Source organism: Streptomyces lycii (genome assembly GCF_009735685.1).
Classification (GTDB): Bacteria; Actinomycetota; Actinomycetes; order Streptomycetales; family Streptomycetaceae; genus Streptomyces; species Streptomyces lycii.
In genome coordinates this window covers 1-20,061 of record NZ_WHPN01000389.1, presented here as the reverse complement: position 1 = coordinate 20,061, position 20,061 = coordinate 1, and the positions used below count along the sequence as shown (strand labels likewise).

The window sequence follows — 20,061 nt, the reverse complement described above, 5'->3', positions numbered from 1 at the left end:
TGCCCGCCCCCGCCGCACAGCGCCGCGGCACCGGTGCCGCCGCCGCGCCGCCTCAGCTCCAGCGCCAGGTGCAGCACGATACGGGCGCCGGACATGCCGATCGGGTGACCGAGGGCGATGGCGCCGCCGTTGACGTTCACCTTTTCCGGGGAGACGCCGAGGTCCTTCATGGACTGCACGGCGACCGCGGCGAAGGCCTCGTTGATCTCGATCAGGTCGAGGTCGCCGACCTGGAGCCCTTCCTTGCCCAGCGCGTGCCGGATCGCGTTGGAGGGCTGCGACTGGAGGGAGTTGTCCGGTCCGGCGACGTTGCCGTGGGCGCCGATCTCGGCGATCCACTCCAGGCCCAGTTCCTCGGCCTTCGCCCTGCTCATCACGACGACGGCGGCGGCGCCGTCGGAGATCTGCGAGGCCGTGCCGGCGGTGATGGTGCCGTCCTTGGCGAACGCGGGCCGCAGCCTGCCGAGCGACTCGACGGTGGTCTCGGCTCGGATGCCCTCGTCCTGGGAGAACAGCACCGGGTCGCCCTTGCGCTGCGGGATCTCCACCGGGGTGATCTCGGCGTCGAAGAGGCCGTTCTTCCGGGCGGCGGCGGCCCGCTGGTGGGAGGCGGCGGCGATCTCGTCCTGCTCGGCGCGGCCGATGCCCAGCCGGGTGTTGTGCTTCTCGGTGGACTCGCCCATGGCGACGTTCTCGAAGGAGTCGGTCAGCCCGTCGTGCGCCATGGCGTCGAGCATCTCCACCGCGCCGTACTTGAAGCCCTCGCGGGACTTGGGCAGCAGGTGCGGGGCGTTGGTCATGGACTCCTGGCCGCCGGCGACGATCACGTCGAACTCGCCGGCCCGGATGAGCTGGTCCGCCAGGGCGATCGCGTCGAGGCCGGAGAGGCAGACCTTGTTGACGGTCAGCGCGGGCACGTTCATCGGGATGCCGGCCTTGACGGCCGCCTGCCGGGCGGGGATCTGCCCGGCACCCGCCTGGAGCACCTGCCCCATGATCACGTACTGCACCTGGTCGCCGCCGATCCCGGCCCGGTCGAGGGCGGCCTTGACGGCCACACCCCCGAGGTCCGCCCCGGAGAAGCTGCGGAGGGAGCCGAGCAGACGTCCCATGGGCGTACGGGCCCCGGCGACGATCACTGAGGTGGTACCGGTCGTGGCAGTCATGGTGCGGCCCCTTCGGAGGAAGGAATGTTAACGAGGGTTTTCGTCAATGTACTGAGCGGTACGCCGCGGGTCACCGGTCCGCGGGTGTGATCGCGCGCACGTTGCGTAACCGCCCGTGCGGGCGGTGCACTGGTCCCATGCTGACGCGCATCGACCACATCGGAATCGCCTGCTTCGACCTCGACAGGACTGTCGAGTTCTACCGTGCCACGTACGGCTTCGAGGTGTTCCATACGGAGATCAACGAGGAGCAGGGGGTGCGCGAGGCCATGCTGAAGATCAACGAAACCCCGGACGGCGGCGCCTCGTACCTCCAGCTGCTGGAGCCCGTCCGGGAGGACTCGACCGTCGCCAAGTGGCTGGCGAAGAACGGCGAGGGCGTGCACCACATCGCCTTCGGCACCGCGGACGTGGACACGGACGCGGCGGACATCCGGGACAAGGGGGTCCGCGTCCTCTACGACGAGCCGCGTACGGGCTCCATGGGCTCCCGGATCACCTTCCTGCATCCCAAGGACTGTCACGGGGTGCTCACCGAACTCGTCACCGCCCGCGGCCGGGAGGACTCCGGGGACGGCGGCGGCCACTGACCTGACGCGCACTGACCTTACGTCCTTCTGGCCGGTAGAGTGACGGTTCGGCCGGGGTGTGGGTTCAGCGGCGGTTCACGGCTGTGCCCCATGCGCCGCCGATGATCTGACACCATTCTCCGGAAGGCACCGTTCTGCGGAAGGCAACCCTTCTTTCGTTGAAGGCATCCTTCCTCCGGAACGTACCTTTCCTCGGAAAGGCACAGTGCCGACCGGAGACCGGACCGGCGCCTGGAACGGGCAGGGCGGCGCCGGTGTCGACGCGACCAGGGACGGATGGACCGCGGAGTGCGGGGCTACGACCGCTACGAGGCTGACGACCACCTCTCGAAGTTCGAAGCCGAGATGGAGCGGCTGAAGACCGAGCGGGAGAAGGCCGTCCAGCACGCCGACGACCTCGGCTACCAGGTCGAGGTGTTGCGCGCCAAGCTGCACGAGGCGCGCCGCACCATCATGTCCCGTCCCGCCTACGACTCGGCCGACATCGGCTATCAGGCCGAGCAGTTGCTGCGCAACGCCCAGATCCAGGCCGACCAGCTGCGCACCGACGCCGAACGCGAGCTGCGGGAGGCCCGGGCGCAGACCCAGCGGCTGCTCCAGGAGCAGGCCGAGCGGCAGGCCCGGCTGGAGGCCGAGCTGCACAGCGAGGCGGTCGAGCGCCGCCGCCGGCTGGACGAGGAGCTGGCCGAGCGCCGCCGCACCGTCGAGTCGCACGTCAACGAGAACGTCGCCTGGGCGGAGCAGCTGCGCGCCCGCAGCGAGGCCCAGGCCCGCCGGCTGATGGACGAGTCCCGGGCCGAGGCCGAGCAGGCCCTGGCCGCCGCCCGCACCGAGGCGCACCGCCTGGTCGAGCAGGCCCGGGAGCGGCTCGGCAGCGAGGCCGAGTCGGCGCGCGCCGAGGCCGAGGCGATCCTGCGCCGCGCCCGCACGGACGCCGAGCGGCTGCTGACCGCCGCGTCCAACCAGGCCCAGGAGGCCACCGACCACGCCGAACAGCTCCGTACGTCCACGGCGGGCGAGTCCGAGGAGGCCCGCCGCACGGCGGCCGAGCTGACCCGCGCCGCCGAGCAGCGGATGAAGGAGGCCGAGGAGGCGCTGCGCGAGGCGCGCGCCGAGGCCGACCGGCTGCGCGAGGAGGCGGAGGCCGCCGCCAGCAAGCAGCTGAGCAGCGCCGAGTCGGTGAACGAGCAGCGGCTGAGCACCGCCAAGGCGGAAGTCGCCCGGCTGGTGAGCGAGGCCACCAAGGAGTCCGAGGCGCTCAAGGCCGAGGCCGAGCAGCTGCGCACCGACGCCGCCGCGGAGGCCGAGCGGCTGATCGCGGAGGCCCAGGAGACCGCCCGCTCGCAGGTCGCCGAGGACTCGGCGGCCCAGCTGGCGAAGGCCGCCCGCAGCGCCGAGGAGGTGCTGACGAAGGCCTCGGAGGACGCCAAGGCCACCACCCGGGCCGCGACCGAGGAGGCCGAGCGGATCCGCCGCGAGGCCGAGGCGGAGGCCGACCGGCTGCGCAGCGAGGCCGCCGACGCGGCCGAGCAGGTCAAGGGCGCGGCGAAGGACGACACCAAGGAGTACCGGGCCAAGACCGTCGAGCTGCAGGAGGAGGCGCGGCGGCTGCGCACCGAGGCGGAGCAGCTGCGCGCCGACGCCGTCGCGGAGGGCGAACGGCTCCGGGGCGAGGCACGCCGCGAGGCGGTCCAGCAGATCGAGGAGGCCGCGAAGAAGGCCGAGGAGCTGCTGGCCGAGTCCAAGGCGGACGCCGAGGAGCAGCGCACCGCCGCCACGGCCGACAGCGAGCGGATCCGCACCGAGGCCATCGAGCGCGCGTCCACGCTGCGCCGGCAGGCCGAGGAGGCCCTCGAGCGGGCCCGGGCGGAGGCCGAGGAACTGCGGGACGAGGCCGTGGCCCAGGCGCGGAAGACCGCGGACCAGGCCGTCGAGGAGGCCACGCAGCTGCGCGAGGAGGCCGAGCAGGCCGCCCGCGACCGCCGGGCCGAGGCCGCCGAGGAGCTGACCCGGCTGCACACCGAGGCCGAGGAGCGGGTCACGGCGGCGGAGACGGCGCTGAGCGAGGCCCGTGCCGAGGCCGAGCGGCTGCGCCGGGAGGCGGCCGAGGAGGCGGAGCGGCTGCGCGCCGAGGGCGCCGAGCGGCTGCGGTCCCTTCAGCAGCAGGCCGAGGAGGAGGCCGAGCGGCTGCGCACCGAGGCGGCCACGGACGCGGCCAACTCCCGCGCCGAGGGCGAGTCCGTCGCCGTACGGCTGCGGAGCGAGGCGGCCGCGGAGGCCGAGGAGCTGCGGGCCCAGGCGCAGGAGACCGCGGACCGGCTGCGGGCCGAGGCGGCCGCGGCCGCGGAGCGCACCGGCGCGGAGGCCGCGGAGGCGCTGAGCGCCGCTCAGGAGGAGGCGGCACGCCGCCGCCGGGAGGCCGAGCAGCTGCTCGGCGACGCCCGGGAGGAGGCGGACCAGGAGCGCCGCCGGGCCCGGGAGCAGTCCGAGGAGCTGCTGGCCTCGGCCCGTAAGCGGGTCGAGGAGGCGCAGACCGAGGCGCAGCGGCTGGTCGAGGAGGCCGAGCGGCGGTCCGCCGAGCTGGTGGGCGCCGCGGAGCAGACCGCGCAGCAGGTCCGGGACGCGGTGGCCGGGCTGCACGAGCAGGCCGAGGAGGAGATCACCGGTCTGCGGTCGGCGGCCGAGCACGCGGCGCAGCGCACCCGCGAGGAGGCGCAGGCGGAGGCCGACCGGGTCCGCGCCGACGCGTACGCCGAGCGGGAGCGCGCGTCCGAGGACGCGGGCCGGCTGCGGAACGAGGCCCGGGAGGAGGCGGAGTCCGCCAAGGCGATGGCGGACCGCACGATCTCCGAGGCGATCGAGGAGGCCGAGCGGCTCCGGTCCGAGTCCCGGGAGGAGGCCAACCAGCGGCGGGCGAACGCCGCTTCGCAGGCCGACCGGCTGCTCACCGAGGCCACCGAGGAGTCCGACCGGCTGCGCCGGGAGGCGTCGGAGACCGTCACCTCCGCGCAGCAGCACGCGGCGCGCACCCGTGCCGAGGCGGACCGGGTCAAGGCGGAGGCGGAGTCGGCGGCCGAGCGGCTGCGCACCGAGGCGCAGGCGGAGGCGGACCAGCTGCTGGACGAGGCCCGCAAGGCGGCGGCCAAGCGCCGCGGGGACGCGGCCGAGCAGGCGGACCAGCTGATCGCGAAGGCCCAGGAGGAGGCGCTGCGCGCCGCGACGGAGGCCGAGGAGCAGGCGGACGCCATGGTGGGCGCCGCCCGCAAGGAGGCCGAACGCATCGTCACCGAGGCCACCAACGAGGGCAACGGCATGGTCGAGCGGTCCCGTACGGACGCGGACACGATGCTGGGCGAGGCGCGCCGGGACGCGACGGCGATCCGGGAGCGCGCGGAGGAGCTGCGCGCCCGTACGGACGCCGAGGTCGAGGAGTTGCACGAGCGGGCCCGGCGCGAGTCGTCGGAGGCCATGCGGGCCGCGGGCGAGCGGGTCGACAAGCTCGTCAAGGCCGCGAGCGAGCAGGTGGAGAAGGCCCAGGAGAAGGCCAGGAAGCTGGTCGCGGACGCCGACGGCGAGGCCGGCAAGATCCGTATCGCCGCGGTGAAGAAGGCCGAGGGGCTGCTCAAGGAGGCCGGGCAGAAGAAGGCGGAGGCCGAGCGCGAGGCGGAGGAGCTGCGCGCCGAGGCGGAGGCCGAGGCGAAGCGGATCGTCGACGAGGGCAAGCGCGAGCTGGAGGTGCTGGTCCGCCGCCGCGAGGACATCAACGCAGAGATCTCGCGGGTGCAGGACGTGCTGGAGGCGCTGGAGTCCTTCGAGACGCCGGGTGCCGTCGGCAAACAGGGGGGCGCGGGGGGCGCGTCCAACGGGGTCAAAGCAGGCGCGGGCGCGGGTACCACTCGTTCGAGTGGCAAGCAGTCCGACGGTTAGCCACTCGAAAGGAGTCTCATTCTCCACATCAAACGGAGATTGACTCGATGACACGCCGTACTGGCCCCTAGGATTCCCTCTATCACCTCACCGGTCTCTTTCGACAGGAACCCCATGAGCGACACTTCCTCCCCCTTCGGCTTCGAGCTCGTGCGGCGTGGATACGACCGCGGTCAGGTGGATGACCGCATCACCAAGCTCGTCGCCGACCGGGACAGCGCGCTGTCCCGCATCACCTCTCTGGAAAAGCGCATCGAGGAGCTTCACCTCGAGACGCAGAACGCCCAGGCACAGGTCAACGACGCGGAGCCGTCCTACGCGGGGCTCGGTGCCCGGGTCGAGAAGATCCTCCGGCTGGCCGAGGAAGAGGCCAAGGACCTGCGCGAGGAGGCCCGCCGCGCCGCCGAGCAGCACCGGGACCTCGCCGAGTCCGCCGCCCAGCAGGTGCGCAACGACGCCGAGACGTACGCCACCGAGCGCAAGCAGAAGGCGGAGGACGAGGGCGCCCGCATCGTCGAGAAGGCCAAGGGCGAGGCCTCCGTGCTGCGCGCCGACGCCCAGAAGGACGCCCAGTCCAAGCGTGAGGAAGCGGACTCGCTCTTCGAGGAGACCCGCGCCAAGGCCGCCCAGGCCGCCGCCGACTTCGAGACGAATCTGGCCAAGCGCCGCGAGCAGTCCGAGCGCGACCTGGCGTCGCGTCAGGCGAAGGCCGAGAAGCGGCTCGCGGAGATCGAGCACCGCGCCGAGCAGCTCCGGCTGGAGGCCGAGAAGCTGCGCACGGACGCGGAGCGCCGGGCCCGCCAGACCGTCGAGACGGCGCAGCGCCAGGCCGAGGACATCGTGGCCGACGCCAACGCCAAGGCCGACCGGATCCGCAGCGAGTCCGAGCGCGAGCTGGCGGCGCTCACCAACCGCCGCGACAGCATCAACGCCCAGCTGACCAACGTCCGCGAGATGCTGGCGACGCTCACGGGCGCGGCCGTCGCCGCGGCCGGTACGCCGGAGGACGAGTCGGCCGGAGCCGGCGTCCCGGCGCAGCAGAGCCGCTGACACCCGGCCCCCGCCGTTCCCACGGCTTCGCCGCGGCGTTNNNNCCCTCGGGTGGCGGGGAACGCCGCGGCTGTTCTAGCGTGGCGGCATGATCGAGCTGGAGGGGCTGACCAAGCGTTACGGCGACAAGCTCGCCGTGGACGGCCTGACGTTCACCGTGCGCCCGGGAGTGGTCACCGGCTTCCTGGGCCCGAACGGCGCGGGCAAGTCGACCACGATGCGGATGATGCTCGGCCTGGACCGGCCCACCGCCGGTGACGTCCGGATCGACGGCAAGCACTACGCCCAGCTGCGCGACCCGCTCACCTCCATCGGCGCGCTGCTGGAGGCGAAGGCCGTGCACGGCGGCCGCAGTGCCTACAACCACCTGCTGTGCCTCGCGCAGAGCAACGGCATCCCCAGCCGCCGGGTCGACCAGGTGCTGGAGACGGTCGGCCTGTCCGCCGTCGCCCGGAAGCGCTCCAAGGGCTTCTCGCTCGGCATGGGGCAGCGCCTCGGCATCGCCGCGGCCCTGCTGGGCGACCCGCGGATCCTGATGTTCGACGAGCCCGTCAACGGCCTCGACCCCGAGGGCATCCACTGGATCCGTACGCTGATGCAGCGTCTGGCCGCCGAGGGCCGCACGGTGTTCGTCTCCAGCCATCTGATGAGCGAGATGGCGCTGACCGCCGGCCATCTGGTGGTGATCGGCCAGGGCAAGCTGCTCGCCGACACCTCGATGTCGGCGTTCATCGCGGAGAACTCGCGGTCGTACGTGACACTGCGATCCCCCGAGCCGGAGCGGCTGCGGGACCTGCTGCACGGCGCCGGCATGACGGTCGTGCCGCGAGCGGACGGCGCGCTGGAGGTCGACGGCGGCGACGCGGCGGTGATCGGCGAGCTGGCCGCCGCGAACGGACTGGCCCTGCACGAGCTGAGCCCGCGGCAGGCGTCGCTGGAGGAGGCCTTCATGCAGCTGACCGCGGGAGCGGTGGAGTACCACGCGCACAGCGAGGCGCGGGGCACCGCACCCGGCGGCGCACCGGCGCAGCCCGGCGGTGACGGCTGGGGCGCGGGCCGGCAGGCGCCCGGCGGCGGGCGCGGCAAACGGCGGCGGGGGAAACACCGGAACGACGTGACCGACCCCGACCAGGGAGCCTGAAGCGATGGCGGCGACGCGAGTGCTCCGCTCGGAGTGGACGAAGATCAAATCGGTCCGGTCGACGGTGTGGACCCTGGGCCTGGCGGCGGTCACGACCATCGCGCTCGGCGCGCTGATCAGCGCGCTGACCAAGAGCCAGTTCGACCAGATGCCCCGGCAGGAGCAGATCTCCTTCGACCCGACGTTCGTGAGCTTCGCGGGAACCGGACTGGGCCAGCTCGCGATGATCGTCTTCGGGGTGCTGGTCGTCTCGAACGAGTACAGCAGCGGCATGATCCGGGCCTCGCTCGCGGCCGTACCGCAGCGCGGCACCTTCCTGTTCTGCAAGGTCGGCGTCGCCACCGCGCTCGCGCTGGTCGTCGGGATGGCGACGAGCTTCGTCACCTTCTTCCTCGGCCAGGCGCTGCTGGGCGGCCGCGGGGCGGAGCTGGGCGATCCCGGTGTGCTGCGCGCGGTGACCGGCGCCGGTCTCTACATGACGCTCATCACGATGTTCTCGATGGGCGTCGCGGCGATGCTGCGCAGCCCGACGCTGTCCCTGGGCATCCTGATGCCGTTCTTCTTCCTCGTGTCCAACATCCTCGGCAACGTCCCGGCCACCGAGAAGATCGGCCGGTACCTGCCCGACCAGGCCGGCAGCAAGATCATGCAGGTGGTGACCCCGGCGGACGGCGGCGCTCCGTACGGCCCGTGGGCCGGGCTCGGCATCATGGCGCTGTGGGTCCTCGCCGCGCTGGCGGGCGGCTTCCTGCTGCTGCGCAGACGGGACGCCTGAGGCGGGCGCGGCGGCGCGACGGACGGACGCCCGGACAGGGCGTGGCGGACCGGACGCCCGGGCGGGGCGCGGCAACGCCGTCGGCCGGGTGACCGGAGCGAGGCGTGGCGGCGCGGCCACGCCGTCGGCCGGGTGACCGGAGCGAGGCGCGGCGGCGGGCCGGAGCGGGCCGACCGGGACGGGCCGTGGGGCCGCACCGTCACACGCCCCGCGCACCCGCGATTGAGGAGAACCGTCAACGCGCCGGTAGCCTCTCCCCCTCAAGGGGGCACGCCCATCGGACGACCGCGGCCCCCGAGCGAAAGCGGCAAGGGGCGGAGCAGCAATGATCGAGGCAGTCGGCCTGACGAAGCGCTACGGCGCCAAGACGGCCGTGTACAACTTGTCGTTCCAGGTGCGTCCGGGCACCGTGACCGGCTTTCTCGGGCCCAACGGCTCGGGCAAGTCGACCACGATGCGGATGATCCTGGGACTCGACCGGCCGACCGGCGGCACGGTGACCGTCGGCGGGCAGCCGTTCCGGCAGACGCCGAACGCGCCCCGCCAGGTGGGGGCCCTGCTGGACGCCAAGGCGGTGCACGGCGGGCGCAGCGCCCGCAACCACCTGCTGTCCCTCGCCCAGTTGTCCGGCATCCCCGCCCGCCGGGTGGACGAGGTGCTCGGCGTCGTCGGGCTGCACGACGTCGCCCGGAAGCGGTCCAAGGGCTTCTCGCTGGGCATGGGCCAGCGCCTGGGCATCGCCGCGGCGCTCCTCGGCGACCCCCAGGTGCTGCTCTTCGACGAGCCGGTCAACGGGCTGGACCCGGAGGGCATCCTCTGGGTTCGCAATCTGATGAAGGGGCTCGCGGCGGAGGGGCGGACCGTGTTCGTCTCCAGCCATCTGATGAGCGAGATGGCGCTGACCGCCGAGCACCTGATCGTCATCGGCCGGGGCCAGCTCATGGCGGACATGAGCGTCAACGAGTTCATCGCGCGGAACTCCGCCGGGTTCGCCCGGGTGCGCACGCCCGACGAGCCGAACCTGCGGGAGAAGCTGACGGCGGCGCTCGCCGAGGCCGGCGGCCAGGTGCTGCCGGAGCCCGACGGGGCGCTGCGGGTGGCGGGGCTGCCGCTGCCGCGGATCAGCGACGTCGCGCACGCGGCGGACGTACGGCTGTGGGAACTGTCCCCGCACCAGGCGTCGCTGGAGGAGGCGTACATGCAGCTGACGCAGGGCGCCGTGGACTACCGCTCGACGGCGGACCAGCGGGCCGGCTGGCAGGGCGGGCCGCCGGCCGCCGCCGGGCAGGGGCCGCAGGGCGGCTTCGTACCGCAGCCCGGCGCGTACCAGGGGCAGCCGGTCCCGGCCGGCGCGCCGCAGCCGCAGCCGCAGAACCCGTACGCGGCGCCGTACGGGCCTCCGCAGCCGGCCGCCGCCCCGGCCCCGGCCTCCGCTCCCGTTCCCGCTTCCGCTCCCGAAGCGACGCAGCCCGACAACCGCGACCACCGCGATGACCGCGACAACGAGGACGCCCGATGACGACCCCCTACCAGCAGCAGCCGCAGGCTCCCGCCGCCCCGCAGGGCCCTCCGCAGGGTCATCCGCCGGTTCCGCCGCCCGCCGCGCAGCCGGGCCCGGGTCCGCAGCCGGGTCCCCCGTCCGGACAGCCGGGCCACCCGGGACAGCAGCCCGCACAGCAGGTTCCCCCTCAGGCACCGCCGCAGGGCGCTCCGTTCGGCGGTTTCGCGGGCGGGCCCGGTTACGTCTCGCCGATCCCGGTGCGCCGCACCCACCTCGGGCACGCGCTGGCCGCGGAGTGGACCAAGATCCGTACCGTGCGCTCCACCGTGTGGACTCTCTCGATCATGGCTCTCCTGGTCTTCGGCATCGGCTTCCTGGTGACGAGCTTCACCAGCGGCAGCGACTACCGGGGCACCTCCCCCGTCACCAACGGCCTGTTCGGGCTGATGCTCGGCCAGATCTGCGTGATCACGCTCGGCGTGCTGGTGGTGACCTCGGAGTACGGCACGGGGCTGATCCGCACCACCTTCACGGCCGCCCCGCAGCGGCACCGCGTGCTGCTCGCCAAGGCCATGGTGTTCATCACGGTCTCCTTCACCGTCACGACGGCGGTGTGCGCGCTGACCGCGCTGCTGGCCTCGGGCGTGCACAGCGGCCCGGAGGTCGCCGAGGCGACCGGCGAGCAGTGGGCCGGGGTGACGGTCGGCGCCGGACTGTACGTCTCGCTGCTGGGACTGCTCAGCCTCGCCATCGGCAGCCTGCTGCGGCACTCCGCCGGTGCCATCACGGCCATGCTCGGCCTGGTGCTGCTGCCGACCATCGTCGCGCCGCTGCTGATGATCTCGGAGAGCATGAAGCCGCTGGCGGAGACGATGATGGACTACAACGCCGTCAACTCGCTGATGACCATCCACCAGGTGTCCGCGGGCGAGGACGGCACGAAGCAGCTCCTGGTGCTCGCCGGTGTCACCCTCTCCGCGCTGATCGCCGCCCTGGCGGTGCAGGACCAACGGGACGTCTGAGGTCCGGGGCCCGGCGCGCGCCGCGCCGCGCGTCCGCCGGGAGCCGCCGGCGGACCGGCGCCCCGCCGTCCCCGGCTCAGTACCGCGGCGCGTTACGGGACCGCTGCACCCGCGTGGTGCGGCGGTCCCGCGCGTTCCAGCACGCCCGGTGCCAGTGCCGGCGGTCGTCGACCGGGCCGTGCTCCGCCCAGGCCACGACATGCGGCACCCCGGGCGGGATCTCCTGGTCGCAGCCCGGGCATCGGTAGTTCTTCGCCGCGGAGCCGCCGCCGATCTGCCGCACCACCCACGTCTCGCCGCGCCAGGTCTCCCGGCGGTCCAGCCCGTACCGGTCTCCGCCGTCCCCGTCCCGGTCCTGCGATGGGTGACGACCGCCGCCGCGCGGGCGGTTACGACGCGGAGACACGGGGCACCTCGCGAAATGTCCGGTGGATTGCTTGCCGCGGACAGCCTACGCGCCGGTCTCACGGGGGACGGGCTCACCCGCTCCGCGTGATTCCCCGATAATCCGCAGAACTTCCGCCGGAGGCCGTGCCCTTGGCACGTGTCAGCCGTTGTTGCCTGTGGGGGGAGGCGCGCCGGTTTGGGGAGGCGCCCGCGTCGGCCGCGAGGAGGCAGAAGGCGATGCACGTAGGAGCTTTTGTACTGGCCGCCCAGTTCCCGGGCCAGGGCCAGGGGGAAGCGCTGCACCGCGCGGTGCGCACCGCGGAGACCGCCGAGGAGGCCGGCCTGGGATCGGTCTGGCTCGCCGAGCACCACTTCGTGCCGTACGGCGTCTGCCCGTCCGCCGTCACCCTCGCCGCGCTGCTCCTCGGCCGCACCCGGCGGATCACCGTCGGCACCGCCGTCAGCGTGCTGCCCACCGTGCACCCGGTGGCGCTCGGCGAGCAGGCGGCGCTGCTGCACCTCACCTCGGGCGGGCGCTTCACGGTCGGCGTCGGCCGCGGCGGCCCGTGGGTGGACCTGGAGGTCTTCGGCACCGGCCTGGCGGCGTACGAGCGCGGTTTCCCGGAATCGCTGGACCTGCTGCTCCGCTGGCTGCGCGAGCCGCGGGTGTCCGCCGACGGGGACCGGTTCGCCTTCCGGGAGGTCCCGGTGGTGCCCCGCCCCGACGAGTTGCTGGACGCACCGGACGGCCCCCCGGTGGTCGTCGCCTGCACCTCGCGCACCAGCGTGCGGCTGGCCGCCGAGCGCGGCCTGCCGATGCTGCTCGGCATGCACTGCGGCGACGAGGAGAAGGCGGAGATGGTGGCCTTCTGGTCGGACTGCGCCCGGGAGGCGGGCAGGCCGGCCGAGGAGATCGCCTCGGCCGGCCATGTCTCGGCCGGAGTCGCGCAGGTCGGCGACTCCCGGCCCGGAGCAGCGGAGGCGCTGGTCAAGGCCATGCCCGGCTGGCTGCGCCAGGGGCTGGAAGCCCACGTCACGGTCGACGGCAGGCCCCGCCGCATGCGCGACCCGCAGGAGTACACCGAGCTGCTCTGCGAGCTGCATCCCGTCGGCCCGCCGCGGTGGTGCGCGGACCGGCTCGCGGCGACCGCCGAGCGCACGGGCATCAGCCGGTTCGCGCTGCTGACCGAGGGCTCGGGCGATCTCGCGGCCACCGAGGAGAACGTCCGGCGGCTGGGCGGCGAGGTGCTGCCGCTCCTCGCCTGATCCGGCCCGGCGGCAGCCGCCGGAGCCCGTCACGACCGTGCGCGGGCGCCGCCGCCCCGGCCTTGAGCACCTCCCCGGGAGCCGGGCGGCGGCGTCGGCACCGGCTTCAGCAGTCCCGCAGCTCGGGAGACTGGTTGAGCAGCTGTCCGCGTGCGGAGGTGAAGCGGGCGAGCCGCTCGTCCGCCGAGGCGTCGAGCGGGAAGACCGCCACCCGGTGGCAGTTCTGGAACGCCAGCCGCACGCCGAAGTGCCGCTGCAGGGCCCCGCGTATCGCATCGCTCGCGAGGGCGCGCAACAGCTGCCCACGTGCCTGTTCGTCGGGCGGCGGCACCTGGTTGTCGGCGAACTCTCCGCCGTCGACCTCGAGTTGTGCCACCAGCGAGCTGACCATCTCCCATGCGTAGGGCAGGGAGTTCCGGACGCAGTCGACGAATTCCGCTTCGTCGACCTCGCCTCGCTCGGCCTTCTCGAGCAGGGCCGGTGAGACGTCGAGCGACATGGGTTCTCCTCTCGCGGCCCCTTGGGGACGGGGCCTTACGGGCGGGAAGCGGGATCGCGACGCAGAGTACCCGGGTCGCGACATCCCGCATCCACGGTATGCCGGTCACAGCGGGTACACCAGGAGAATGGTGACAACCAGCCAGTAGGCGAACAGGTCCATCCCAGGGCGAATCGCGTTGACCCCGCCGGGTCGGATAGCGTGAGCGACCATGCGTCTCGTCATCGCCCGGTGCTCCGTGGACTACGCGGGCCGGCTCACCGCCCATCTCCCCTCGGCCCCGCGCCTCATCCTGGTCAAGGCCGACGGCAGCGTCTCCGTACACGCGGACGACCGGGCCTACAAACCCCTCAACTGGATGTCTCCGCCGTGCACCCTCAAGGAGGACGACGACGGCGTGTGGACGGTGGTGAACAAGGCGGGCGAGAAGCTCATCATCACCATGGAGGAGGTGCTCCACGACTCGTCCCACGAACTCGGGGTTGACCCGGGCCTGATCAAGGATGGCGTGGAAGCACACCTTCAAGAACTGCTCGCCGACCGGATCGAGACACTGGGCGAAGGCTATTCGCTGATTCGGCGTGAATACCCCACCGCGATCGGGCCGGTGGACATCCTCTGCCGGGACGCCGACGGCGGGACCGTGGCCGTCGAGATCAAGCGGCGCGGGGAGATCGACGGTGTGGAGCAGCTCACCCGCTATCTGGAACTCCTCAACCGGGACCCGCACCTGGCACCGGTCAAGGGAGTCTTCGCCGCCCAGGAGATCAAGCCGCAGGCCCGGGTGCTCGCCACCGACCGCGGCATAGGCTGCACGGTCCTGGACTACGACGCCCTGCGCGGGATCGAGGACGACAAGCTCCGGCTGTTCTGACCCGCGCTCCGGTCCCTTCCGGCCTCGCGCTCCCGGCTCACCGCCCCGCGCTCCCGCCGCCGGGCTGTTCGGCTCACGGCGCCACCGGGCCGCTCCGCTCACCGCGCTCCCGGGCCGCTCCGCTTCCGCGCCACCGTGCCGCTCCGCTCGCGTACTCCGTCCGACGGCCGACGCCCGCCCGTTCCGCGAAAACGGGCGGGCGTCGGCCGTCGGGCGCGGACGGGACATGCGCCGGGGCGGCCGGTCGGGAACGGGCCGGGCGACGGCCCCGGGCCCGACGGCGGGCAGGGGTGCGGATCGGCGCCCCGTCGGGCATGGGAGCGGCGGGCCCGTCCCGGACCGGGCGGCGCCCCGTCGGATACGAGCCCGGCGCCCCGTCGTGGGCCGGACGGGGCCCTGCCGGTACGCACCGGAGGGCCCTCCGGCACAGCAGGCCGCCCGCTCTGCCGGACGGGACGGCGGCGCCCGGCGGGGCGGCGGGCTGAGCGGGCCGGCGGGCCGCCCTCAGATGACGGGCGTCGTCTCCCCGGCCGGGGCCGTGCCCGCCGGGCCGGTCCCGGCGCTGTCCGAGACGGCACCGCTCGGCGGGCCGGACGCCGTGCTGCTCGCCGAGGTCGACTCCTCGTCGCTCGGCGTCGGAGTCGGCGTGGTCGGCTCGTCCGTCGGCTCGTCGGGGTCGCTCGGCTCGTCGGTCGGCTCGTCCGGGTCGCTCGGCTCGTCCGTCGGCTCGTCCGGGTCGTGCCCGCCACCGCCCGGGCCGCCCGGCTCCTCCGTGTCGTCCGATTCCGAGGACTCCGGGTCCTCCGGCTCCGACGGTCCGCCGGACTCCGAGCCGCTCTCCTCGTCGCTGGGCGAGGCCGACGCGCTGGGGCTGCCGGACTCGCTGCCGCTCTCGCTGGGCCCGGGCCGGCTGGTGGAGTCGTCGGTGGGCCGGTCCGCCGGGAAGCCGTCGTCGCTCGCGTCCTCGCCCGCCGACTGCTCGGACGTGACCGGGCCCGGGCCCTCGTCGTCACCGCCCGAGGTGGCGCCGAGCGTCACGACCGTGCCGAGCACCGCGACCAGCAGCGCTCCCGCGCCCGCGGCGAGCACGTTGCGCCGGGTCCCGGCAAAGACGGCGAACCGCCCGGCGAGCCCCTTGTCCCGCTCGTTCCCGGCGGCCGACCGGTACGCGCCGGTGCCGCCGGGTGTGGCGGCCGTGACCGTCCGGCCGGTGTCGGCCTCCGGCCCGCCGAACGCGGCGGACACGGCCGTCGGCACGGCGAGGCCGCCGCTGCCGCCCCCGTCCGTCGCTTCCGCGCCGGTACGGCCCTCGCCGTGGACGTAGCCGCCCGCCTTGTCCGCGACCAGGGCGAGCGCCCGGCGGCCCGAGACCGCCCCGCGGCGGTCGGCGAGGACACCCCGGAGCCCTATCGAGGCGTCGAGTTCGGCGCGGGCCCGGTCGAGATGGCCGGCGCAGAGCGCGAGCACGCCGAGCTCGTGGTGGAAGTACGCCTCCTCGGCGACCTCCCCGGCGATCCGGGCCGCTTCCTGGCCGTGCCGCAGCGCCCGCTCCCAGGCGCCCCAGTGCAGCGCCGCGGCGAAGGCCGGGGCGGCCGTACGGGCCAGCAGGACGGCCGTGCTCGGCTGCCCGGGCTCCTCGCCGGAGACCAGGACGGCCATGGCGGCGAGCATCGCGTCCGCCTCGCTCGCGGCCCGCTCCGGGGTGACCGAGGAGTGGCCGGCCCACCAGGCGTAGTGCCGGGCGACCGCGTGGGCGCGCTCGGCGGAGTCCTCGGCGTACCCGGCGTTCTCCAACTGCGTCGCGACACCGGCGGCGAGCCGGTAACGCCCTCCGGCCGGGGTGAGCAGGCCGCCGGCGAGCAGTTCGCCCACGGCGGCGTCCGCGTGGGTGTCACCGGTGAGCGCCGGAAGGTGGGCCTGGTGCGGGCATTCGCCGCCGAGGGCGACGGCGTAGCGCAGCGCGTCACGGGAGGACCGGCTCATCCGGGAGGCGAGCAGCGCGGCGGGCGCGGCGGCCTCGGCGAGGGTCGGCAGCGGTACGTCCGGCGCGGTCCCGTCACCGGCCTGCGGCTCCTCGTGCCCGTACGCCGGTGCCCCGGGTGACGCGGCCGTGGTGTCGCCGGGCGCGGCGTGCCCGGGGCCGAAGGCGGCCGGGTCGGCGCGCAGGGCGTCCCGCTGCCGGAGCAGGGCACCGGCCTGCACGAAGCGGAGCGGCAGGCCCTCGGACTCGAACCAGAGGTCGCCCGCCCATGCCTCCTCGTCCTCGTCCAGGGCGCGGTGCGCGACCTGCGCCAGCAGTTCGAAGCAGGCGGAGCGGCTGAGCCCGGCGAGGAACACCTCTTCCAGATGGGCGTCGGGGGACGGCGCGGAGACCTCGGGGGTGGCGGAGACCAGGAAGGCGCACTCGGGTGTGGCGTCCAGCAGTTCGTCCAGGGCGCTGCCGCCGAACTCCACGTCGTCGAGCACGACGACGGCGCCGATCTCCCGGACGTGGCCGAGCAGTTCGGCGCGGTCGGGGCGGTGCAGCGGGGCGTCGTGGACGGTGGCGAACAGCTCGTACAGCAGCTCGGAGGGGGTGCGGTTGATGCCGGAGAGCCGGACGACGCCGTCGGGCGCGAGGCCGGCGCAGTCCGCGGCCACGGCATCCAGCAGGGTGCTGCGGCCGGAGCCGGAAGGTCCGGTCACCCGGACGGAGCGCCCGCGGGCCAGCAGCCGCTTCAGCCGCTCGCGTTCCTCGTCGCGCTCCAGGACCGGGTGCTCGTTGCCGACGGGGGCGGAGGGGGCGGGCGGCAGGGCGGAGCGGCGGAGCGCGTCGCGCTCCTGCGGGGTGCGCTTCGGCGGCGGGCCGGGTCGGGCGCCGGGCGGGCAGGCCTCGACCTCGCTGCCGTCCAGCGGGTTCACGGTCAGCAGGTACTCGCCCGCGACGAGGTCGACCGTGCGCACCGGGGCGGGGGTCGTGCTGCCGCCCGGGAGTTCGGTGCGGCCGCCCTTGGGGAGCGTGGAGCCGCCGGTGCCGTCCGCGGTGTGCGCGGCGGGGTCTCCGGCGGCGGACCCGCCGGTGTACTCGTCGGCCCAGCCGTGCTCGTCCGGCCCGGGGTTGTGCGGGTCCATGGTGAAAGCCCCCAGATGCTCTGCTCGCGGTGTGCCGTCCGGGCCTGTCCGCCGGTCCCGGCTCCGGGCCGGGCGGGGCTCCCGGCCGCTGCCTCGCTCCGCCGTCCGGCACGGCCGCTGGGTGCACCGGGCGGACGAACCCCAGTCCTTGGCACAGTCTCCAGGAAACAGTAGACGGCGGACGCGGGCCGCGATGTCACGGTTTCATCAGGATCACCGGACACCCGCCGCGGCGGCGGGCGCCGGAGCCCTCCGGGCGGGGGCCGGAAGCCGTCCGGCCGGGGTCCCGGATCGTCCCGGCCGGGGGTGCCGGGGCAGGGCTTCCCCCGGCCCGGCGGGCGCGGCGGCGCCCGCTCAGACGCGGGGCAGGGCCTCCGCCTCGAGGCCGCCCTCGATGGCGAGGATGCGGTGCAGCCGGGTGGCGACGAGGAGACGCTGCATCTGCGGCGGCACCCCGCGCAGCACGAGCCGCCGGCCGGCCCGGCCGGCCCGGCGGTGCACGCCCATGATGACGCCGAGACCGGTGGCGTCCCAGGAGTCGAGTTCGGTGAGGTCGAGGACCAGGTCGCCGCCTCCGGTATCGACGGCGGTGTGCAGGGCCGTACGGGCGTCCGCCGCGCTCCGGACGTCGAGGCGGCCCCCGACGACCAGCTCGGTGTGGTCGCCCCTGATGTGCATATACGCTCCCCGGAAGTTGCCGATGCCTGGTCAACGTCTACAGAACTGACTGCCCCTCATGCGGCAAAGTTGCCACCTGTAAGCGAACCGATACGGAAATCACTCCTCCGGGTGATCCCGGGGGTGCGAACCGGCGTCAGTAGGTGTAGTAGCCCTGCCCGCTCTTGCGTCCGATGTCACCGGCGTCGACCATGCGGCGCATGGCCTCCGGCGGCGCGAACTTCTCGTCCTGCGATTCCGTGTAGATGTTCTCCGCCGCGTGCAGCAGGATGTCCACGCCCGTCAGGTCCGCGGTGGCCAGCGGTCCCATGGCGTGCCCGAAGCCCAGCTTGCAGGCGGTGTCGATGTCCTCGGCCGAGGCCACCCCGGACTCGTGCAGCTTCGCCGCCTCGACGACCAGCGCCGAGATGAGCCGGGTCGTCACGAAGCCCGCGACGTCGCGGTTGACGACGATGCAGGTCTTGCCGGTGCTCTCGGCGAACTCCCGCGCCTTCGCCAGGGTTTCGTCGCTGGTCTTGTAGCCGCGCACCAGCTCGCACAGCTGCATCATCGGCACCGGCGAGAAGAAGTGGGTGCCGACGACCCGCTCCGGATGCTCCGTCACCGCGGCGATCTTGGTGATCGGGATGGCGGAGGTGTTCGAGGCGAGCACCGCGTCGTCCCGCACCAGGCGGTCGAGTTCCCGGAAGATCTCCTGCTTGACGTCGATGCGCTCGAACACCGCCTCGACGACGACGTCGGCGTCCGCGGCCGCGCCGAGGTCGGTCGTGGTGCTGATGCGCTTCAGCGCCGCCTCCGCGTCGGCGGCCTCCAGCTTGCCCTTGGCGACGAACTTGTCGTAGGAGGCCCTGATGCCGTCGGTGCCCCGGGTCAGCGCGGCGTCGGTGACATCCCGCAGGACCACGTCCCAGCCCGCCCGGGCGGAGACCTGGGCGATTCCGGACCCCATGAGTCCGGCACCGATGACGGCGAGCTTCCTGGCCACTGCTTGTCCCCTTACGCCCTGTGCACTTGCGACCGCGGTTGTGTCTCTAGGGCCGGACCATAGCGGCCGCGGGGCCCGAGGTGGAGGGTTAGAGATGCGCGTCACGTCTCACATGACGGACATCACACGGGCGGCGGCCCGTTGGTGACGGACGGCACAGCTTCCCCGCACCGCACCGCGCCGCACCGCGCCTCGCCGGGCGTGGCCGGTGCCGCGCAGGACGCCGCGCAGGACGCCGCGCAGGACGGGGTGTGCCCGTGCGGCGCCCGGTACGCGCTGCCGGTGTGCCGGCGGGAAGCCCTCGCACCGGACGCACTTGGGCTTTCCGCCGGTGCGGCGGGCGGGCGCTCCCGGCCGGAGCGGCGCGGGCGGTCTGCGGGAGACGCCGGGCGCCGTGACCGGGTGAACGGCGGATGACGCGGCACTAGGCTCGGCACATGGTCAACCTCACCCGCATCTACACCCGTACCGGCGACGACGGCACCACCGCGCTCGGCGACATGAGCCGTACGGCGAAGACCGATCTGCGGATCGCGGCCTACGCCGACGCCAACGAGGCCAATGCCGTCATCGGCACCGCCATCGCGCTGGGTTCGCTGCCCGAAGAGGTCGTCAAGGTCCTCGTCCGGGTGCAGAACGACCTGTTCGACGTTGGCGCCGACCTCGCGACCCCGGTCGTGGAGAACCCGGAGTACCCGCCGCTGCGGGTCGAGCAGGCCTATGTCGACAAGCTGGAGGCGGACTGCGACCGCTTCCTGGAGGACCTGGAGAAGCTGCGCAGCTTCATCCTGCCGGGCGGCACCCCGGGCGCGGCGCTGCTGCACCAGGCGTGCACGGTGGTCCGGCGGGCGGAGCGCTCGACCTGGGCCGCGCTGGAGACGCACGGCGACGTGATGAACCCGCTGACGGCGACTTATCTGAACCGGCTGTCGGACCTGCTGTTCATCTTCGCCAGGACCGCGAACAAGGAGCTGGGCGACGTCCTGTGGGTGCCTGGCGGAGAGCGCTGAGGGGTCCGTACGGGCGGGCGCCCGCCGGACCCCCGCCGGACCGGGCGGCCGGGCGGGTGTCCGGGGCGCCGAGGGCCCG

16 protein-coding genes are annotated in these 20,061 nt (G+C 74.0%); 10 read left to right on the top strand and 6 right to left on the bottom strand.

The window, feature by feature from the left end; genetic code table 11:
- Positions 1-1,139: acetyl-CoA C-acetyltransferase (locus tag GCU69_RS26570; protein ID WP_156207392.1), on the bottom strand; the 1,139-nt coding region annotated here is incomplete at its 3' end.
- 164 nt (positions 1,140-1,303) lie between these two features.
- On the opposite strand from GCU69_RS26570, the gene mce reads away from it, so the two are divergent.
- From mce to GCU69_RS26535, 7 genes are all read left to right on the top strand, one after another.
- On the top strand, positions 1,304-1,756 hold the full coding sequence (gene mce / locus GCU69_RS26565) for a methylmalonyl-CoA epimerase (protein ID WP_098753941.1): 453 nt from the start codon (positions 1,304-1,306) through the stop codon (positions 1,754-1,756).
- A 288-nt stretch (positions 1,757-2,044) separates the two neighbouring features.
- A complete protein-coding gene (gene scy / locus GCU69_RS26560; RefSeq protein ID WP_156207391.1) occupies positions 2,045-5,683 on the top strand; it encodes a polarized growth protein Scy in 3,639 nt (1,212 codons plus the stop codon).
- 114 nt (positions 5,684-5,797) lie between these two features.
- Positions 5,798-6,733, top strand: coding sequence for a coiled-coil domain-containing protein (locus GCU69_RS26555; RefSeq protein WP_098753939.1), 936 nt, complete (start codon positions 5,798-5,800; stop codon positions 6,731-6,733).
- Between the two features lie 88 nt (positions 6,734-6,821).
- Positions 6,822-7,874, top strand: a complete 1,053-nt coding sequence (locus GCU69_RS26550) for an ATP-binding cassette domain-containing protein (RefSeq protein WP_156207390.1) — start codon at positions 6,822-6,824, stop codon at positions 7,872-7,874.
- A gap of 4 nt (positions 7,875-7,878) precedes the next feature.
- Positions 7,879-8,649 carry an ABC transporter permease subunit gene (locus tag GCU69_RS26545; RefSeq protein WP_098753937.1) on the top strand — a complete coding sequence of 257 codons (771 nt, stop codon included), beginning with the start codon at positions 7,879-7,881 and terminating at the stop codon, positions 8,647-8,649.
- Positions 8,650-8,974: 325 nt separating this feature from the next.
- A complete protein-coding gene (locus GCU69_RS26540; protein ID WP_156207389.1) occupies positions 8,975-10,168 on the top strand; it encodes an ABC transporter ATP-binding protein in 1,194 nt (397 codons plus the stop codon).
- Positions 10,165-11,172: an ABC transporter permease gene (locus GCU69_RS26535; RefSeq protein WP_170315941.1), complete on the top strand. Its 1,008-nt coding sequence runs from the start codon at positions 10,165-10,167 to the stop codon at positions 11,170-11,172. The genes GCU69_RS26540 and GCU69_RS26535 overlap by 4 nt, the downstream gene beginning before the upstream one ends.
- 76 nt (positions 11,173-11,248) lie before the next feature.
- Here the strand turns inward: GCU69_RS26535 and GCU69_RS26530 are convergent, their stop codons facing one another.
- Positions 11,249-11,578 carry an ATP/GTP-binding protein gene (locus tag GCU69_RS26530; RefSeq protein ID WP_098753934.1) on the bottom strand — a complete coding sequence of 110 codons (330 nt, stop codon included), beginning with the start codon at positions 11,576-11,578 and terminating at the stop codon, positions 11,249-11,251.
- Positions 11,579-11,796: 218 nt separating this feature from the next.
- Here GCU69_RS26530 and GCU69_RS26525 point away from each other — a divergent pair, with 218 nt between their 5' ends.
- Complete coding sequence (locus tag GCU69_RS26525) at positions 11,797-12,825, top strand: LLM class flavin-dependent oxidoreductase (protein WP_156207388.1); 1,029 nt, start codon at positions 11,797-11,799, stop codon at positions 12,823-12,825.
- 106 nt (positions 12,826-12,931) lie between these two features.
- Here GCU69_RS26525 and GCU69_RS26520 read toward each other — a convergent pair whose 3' ends face one another.
- A complete protein-coding gene (locus tag GCU69_RS26520) occupies positions 12,932-13,324 on the bottom strand; it encodes an SCO5389 family protein (RefSeq protein WP_098753932.1) in 393 nt (130 codons plus the stop codon).
- A 211-nt stretch (positions 13,325-13,535) separates the two neighbouring features.
- Here GCU69_RS26520 and nucS point away from each other — a divergent pair, with 211 nt between their 5' ends.
- Entirely contained in the window at positions 13,536-14,198 is a 663-nt protein-coding gene (nucS, locus tag GCU69_RS26515; RefSeq protein ID WP_098753931.1) for an endonuclease NucS, read from the top strand.
- A gap of 504 nt (positions 14,199-14,702) precedes the next feature.
- Here the strand turns inward: nucS and GCU69_RS26510 are convergent.
- The 3 genes from GCU69_RS26510 to GCU69_RS26500 all read right to left on the bottom strand — a co-directional run bounded on the left by GCU69_RS26510 (position 14,703) and on the right by GCU69_RS26500 (position 18,972).
- Positions 14,703-17,309 carry an ATP-binding protein gene (locus GCU69_RS26510; protein ID WP_156207387.1) on the bottom strand — a complete coding sequence of 869 codons (2,607 nt, stop codon included), beginning with the start codon at positions 17,307-17,309 and terminating at the stop codon, positions 14,703-14,705.
- Between the two features lie 354 nt (positions 17,310-17,663).
- Positions 17,664-17,987: an STAS domain-containing protein gene (locus GCU69_RS26505; protein ID WP_156207386.1), complete on the bottom strand. Its 324-nt coding sequence runs from the start codon at positions 17,985-17,987 to the stop codon at positions 17,664-17,666.
- A 136-nt stretch (positions 17,988-18,123) separates the two neighbouring features.
- Positions 18,124-18,972: a 3-hydroxyacyl-CoA dehydrogenase family protein gene (locus tag GCU69_RS26500; RefSeq protein WP_098753929.1), complete on the bottom strand. Its 849-nt coding sequence runs from the start codon at positions 18,970-18,972 to the stop codon at positions 18,124-18,126.
- Positions 18,973-19,409: 437 nt separating this feature from the next.
- Here GCU69_RS26500 and GCU69_RS26495 point away from each other — a divergent pair, with 437 nt between their 5' ends.
- Complete coding sequence (locus GCU69_RS26495) at positions 19,410-19,982, top strand: cob(I)yrinic acid a,c-diamide adenosyltransferase (RefSeq protein WP_098753928.1); 573 nt, start codon at positions 19,410-19,412, stop codon at positions 19,980-19,982.
- Positions 19,983-20,061 lie beyond the last annotated feature (79 nt).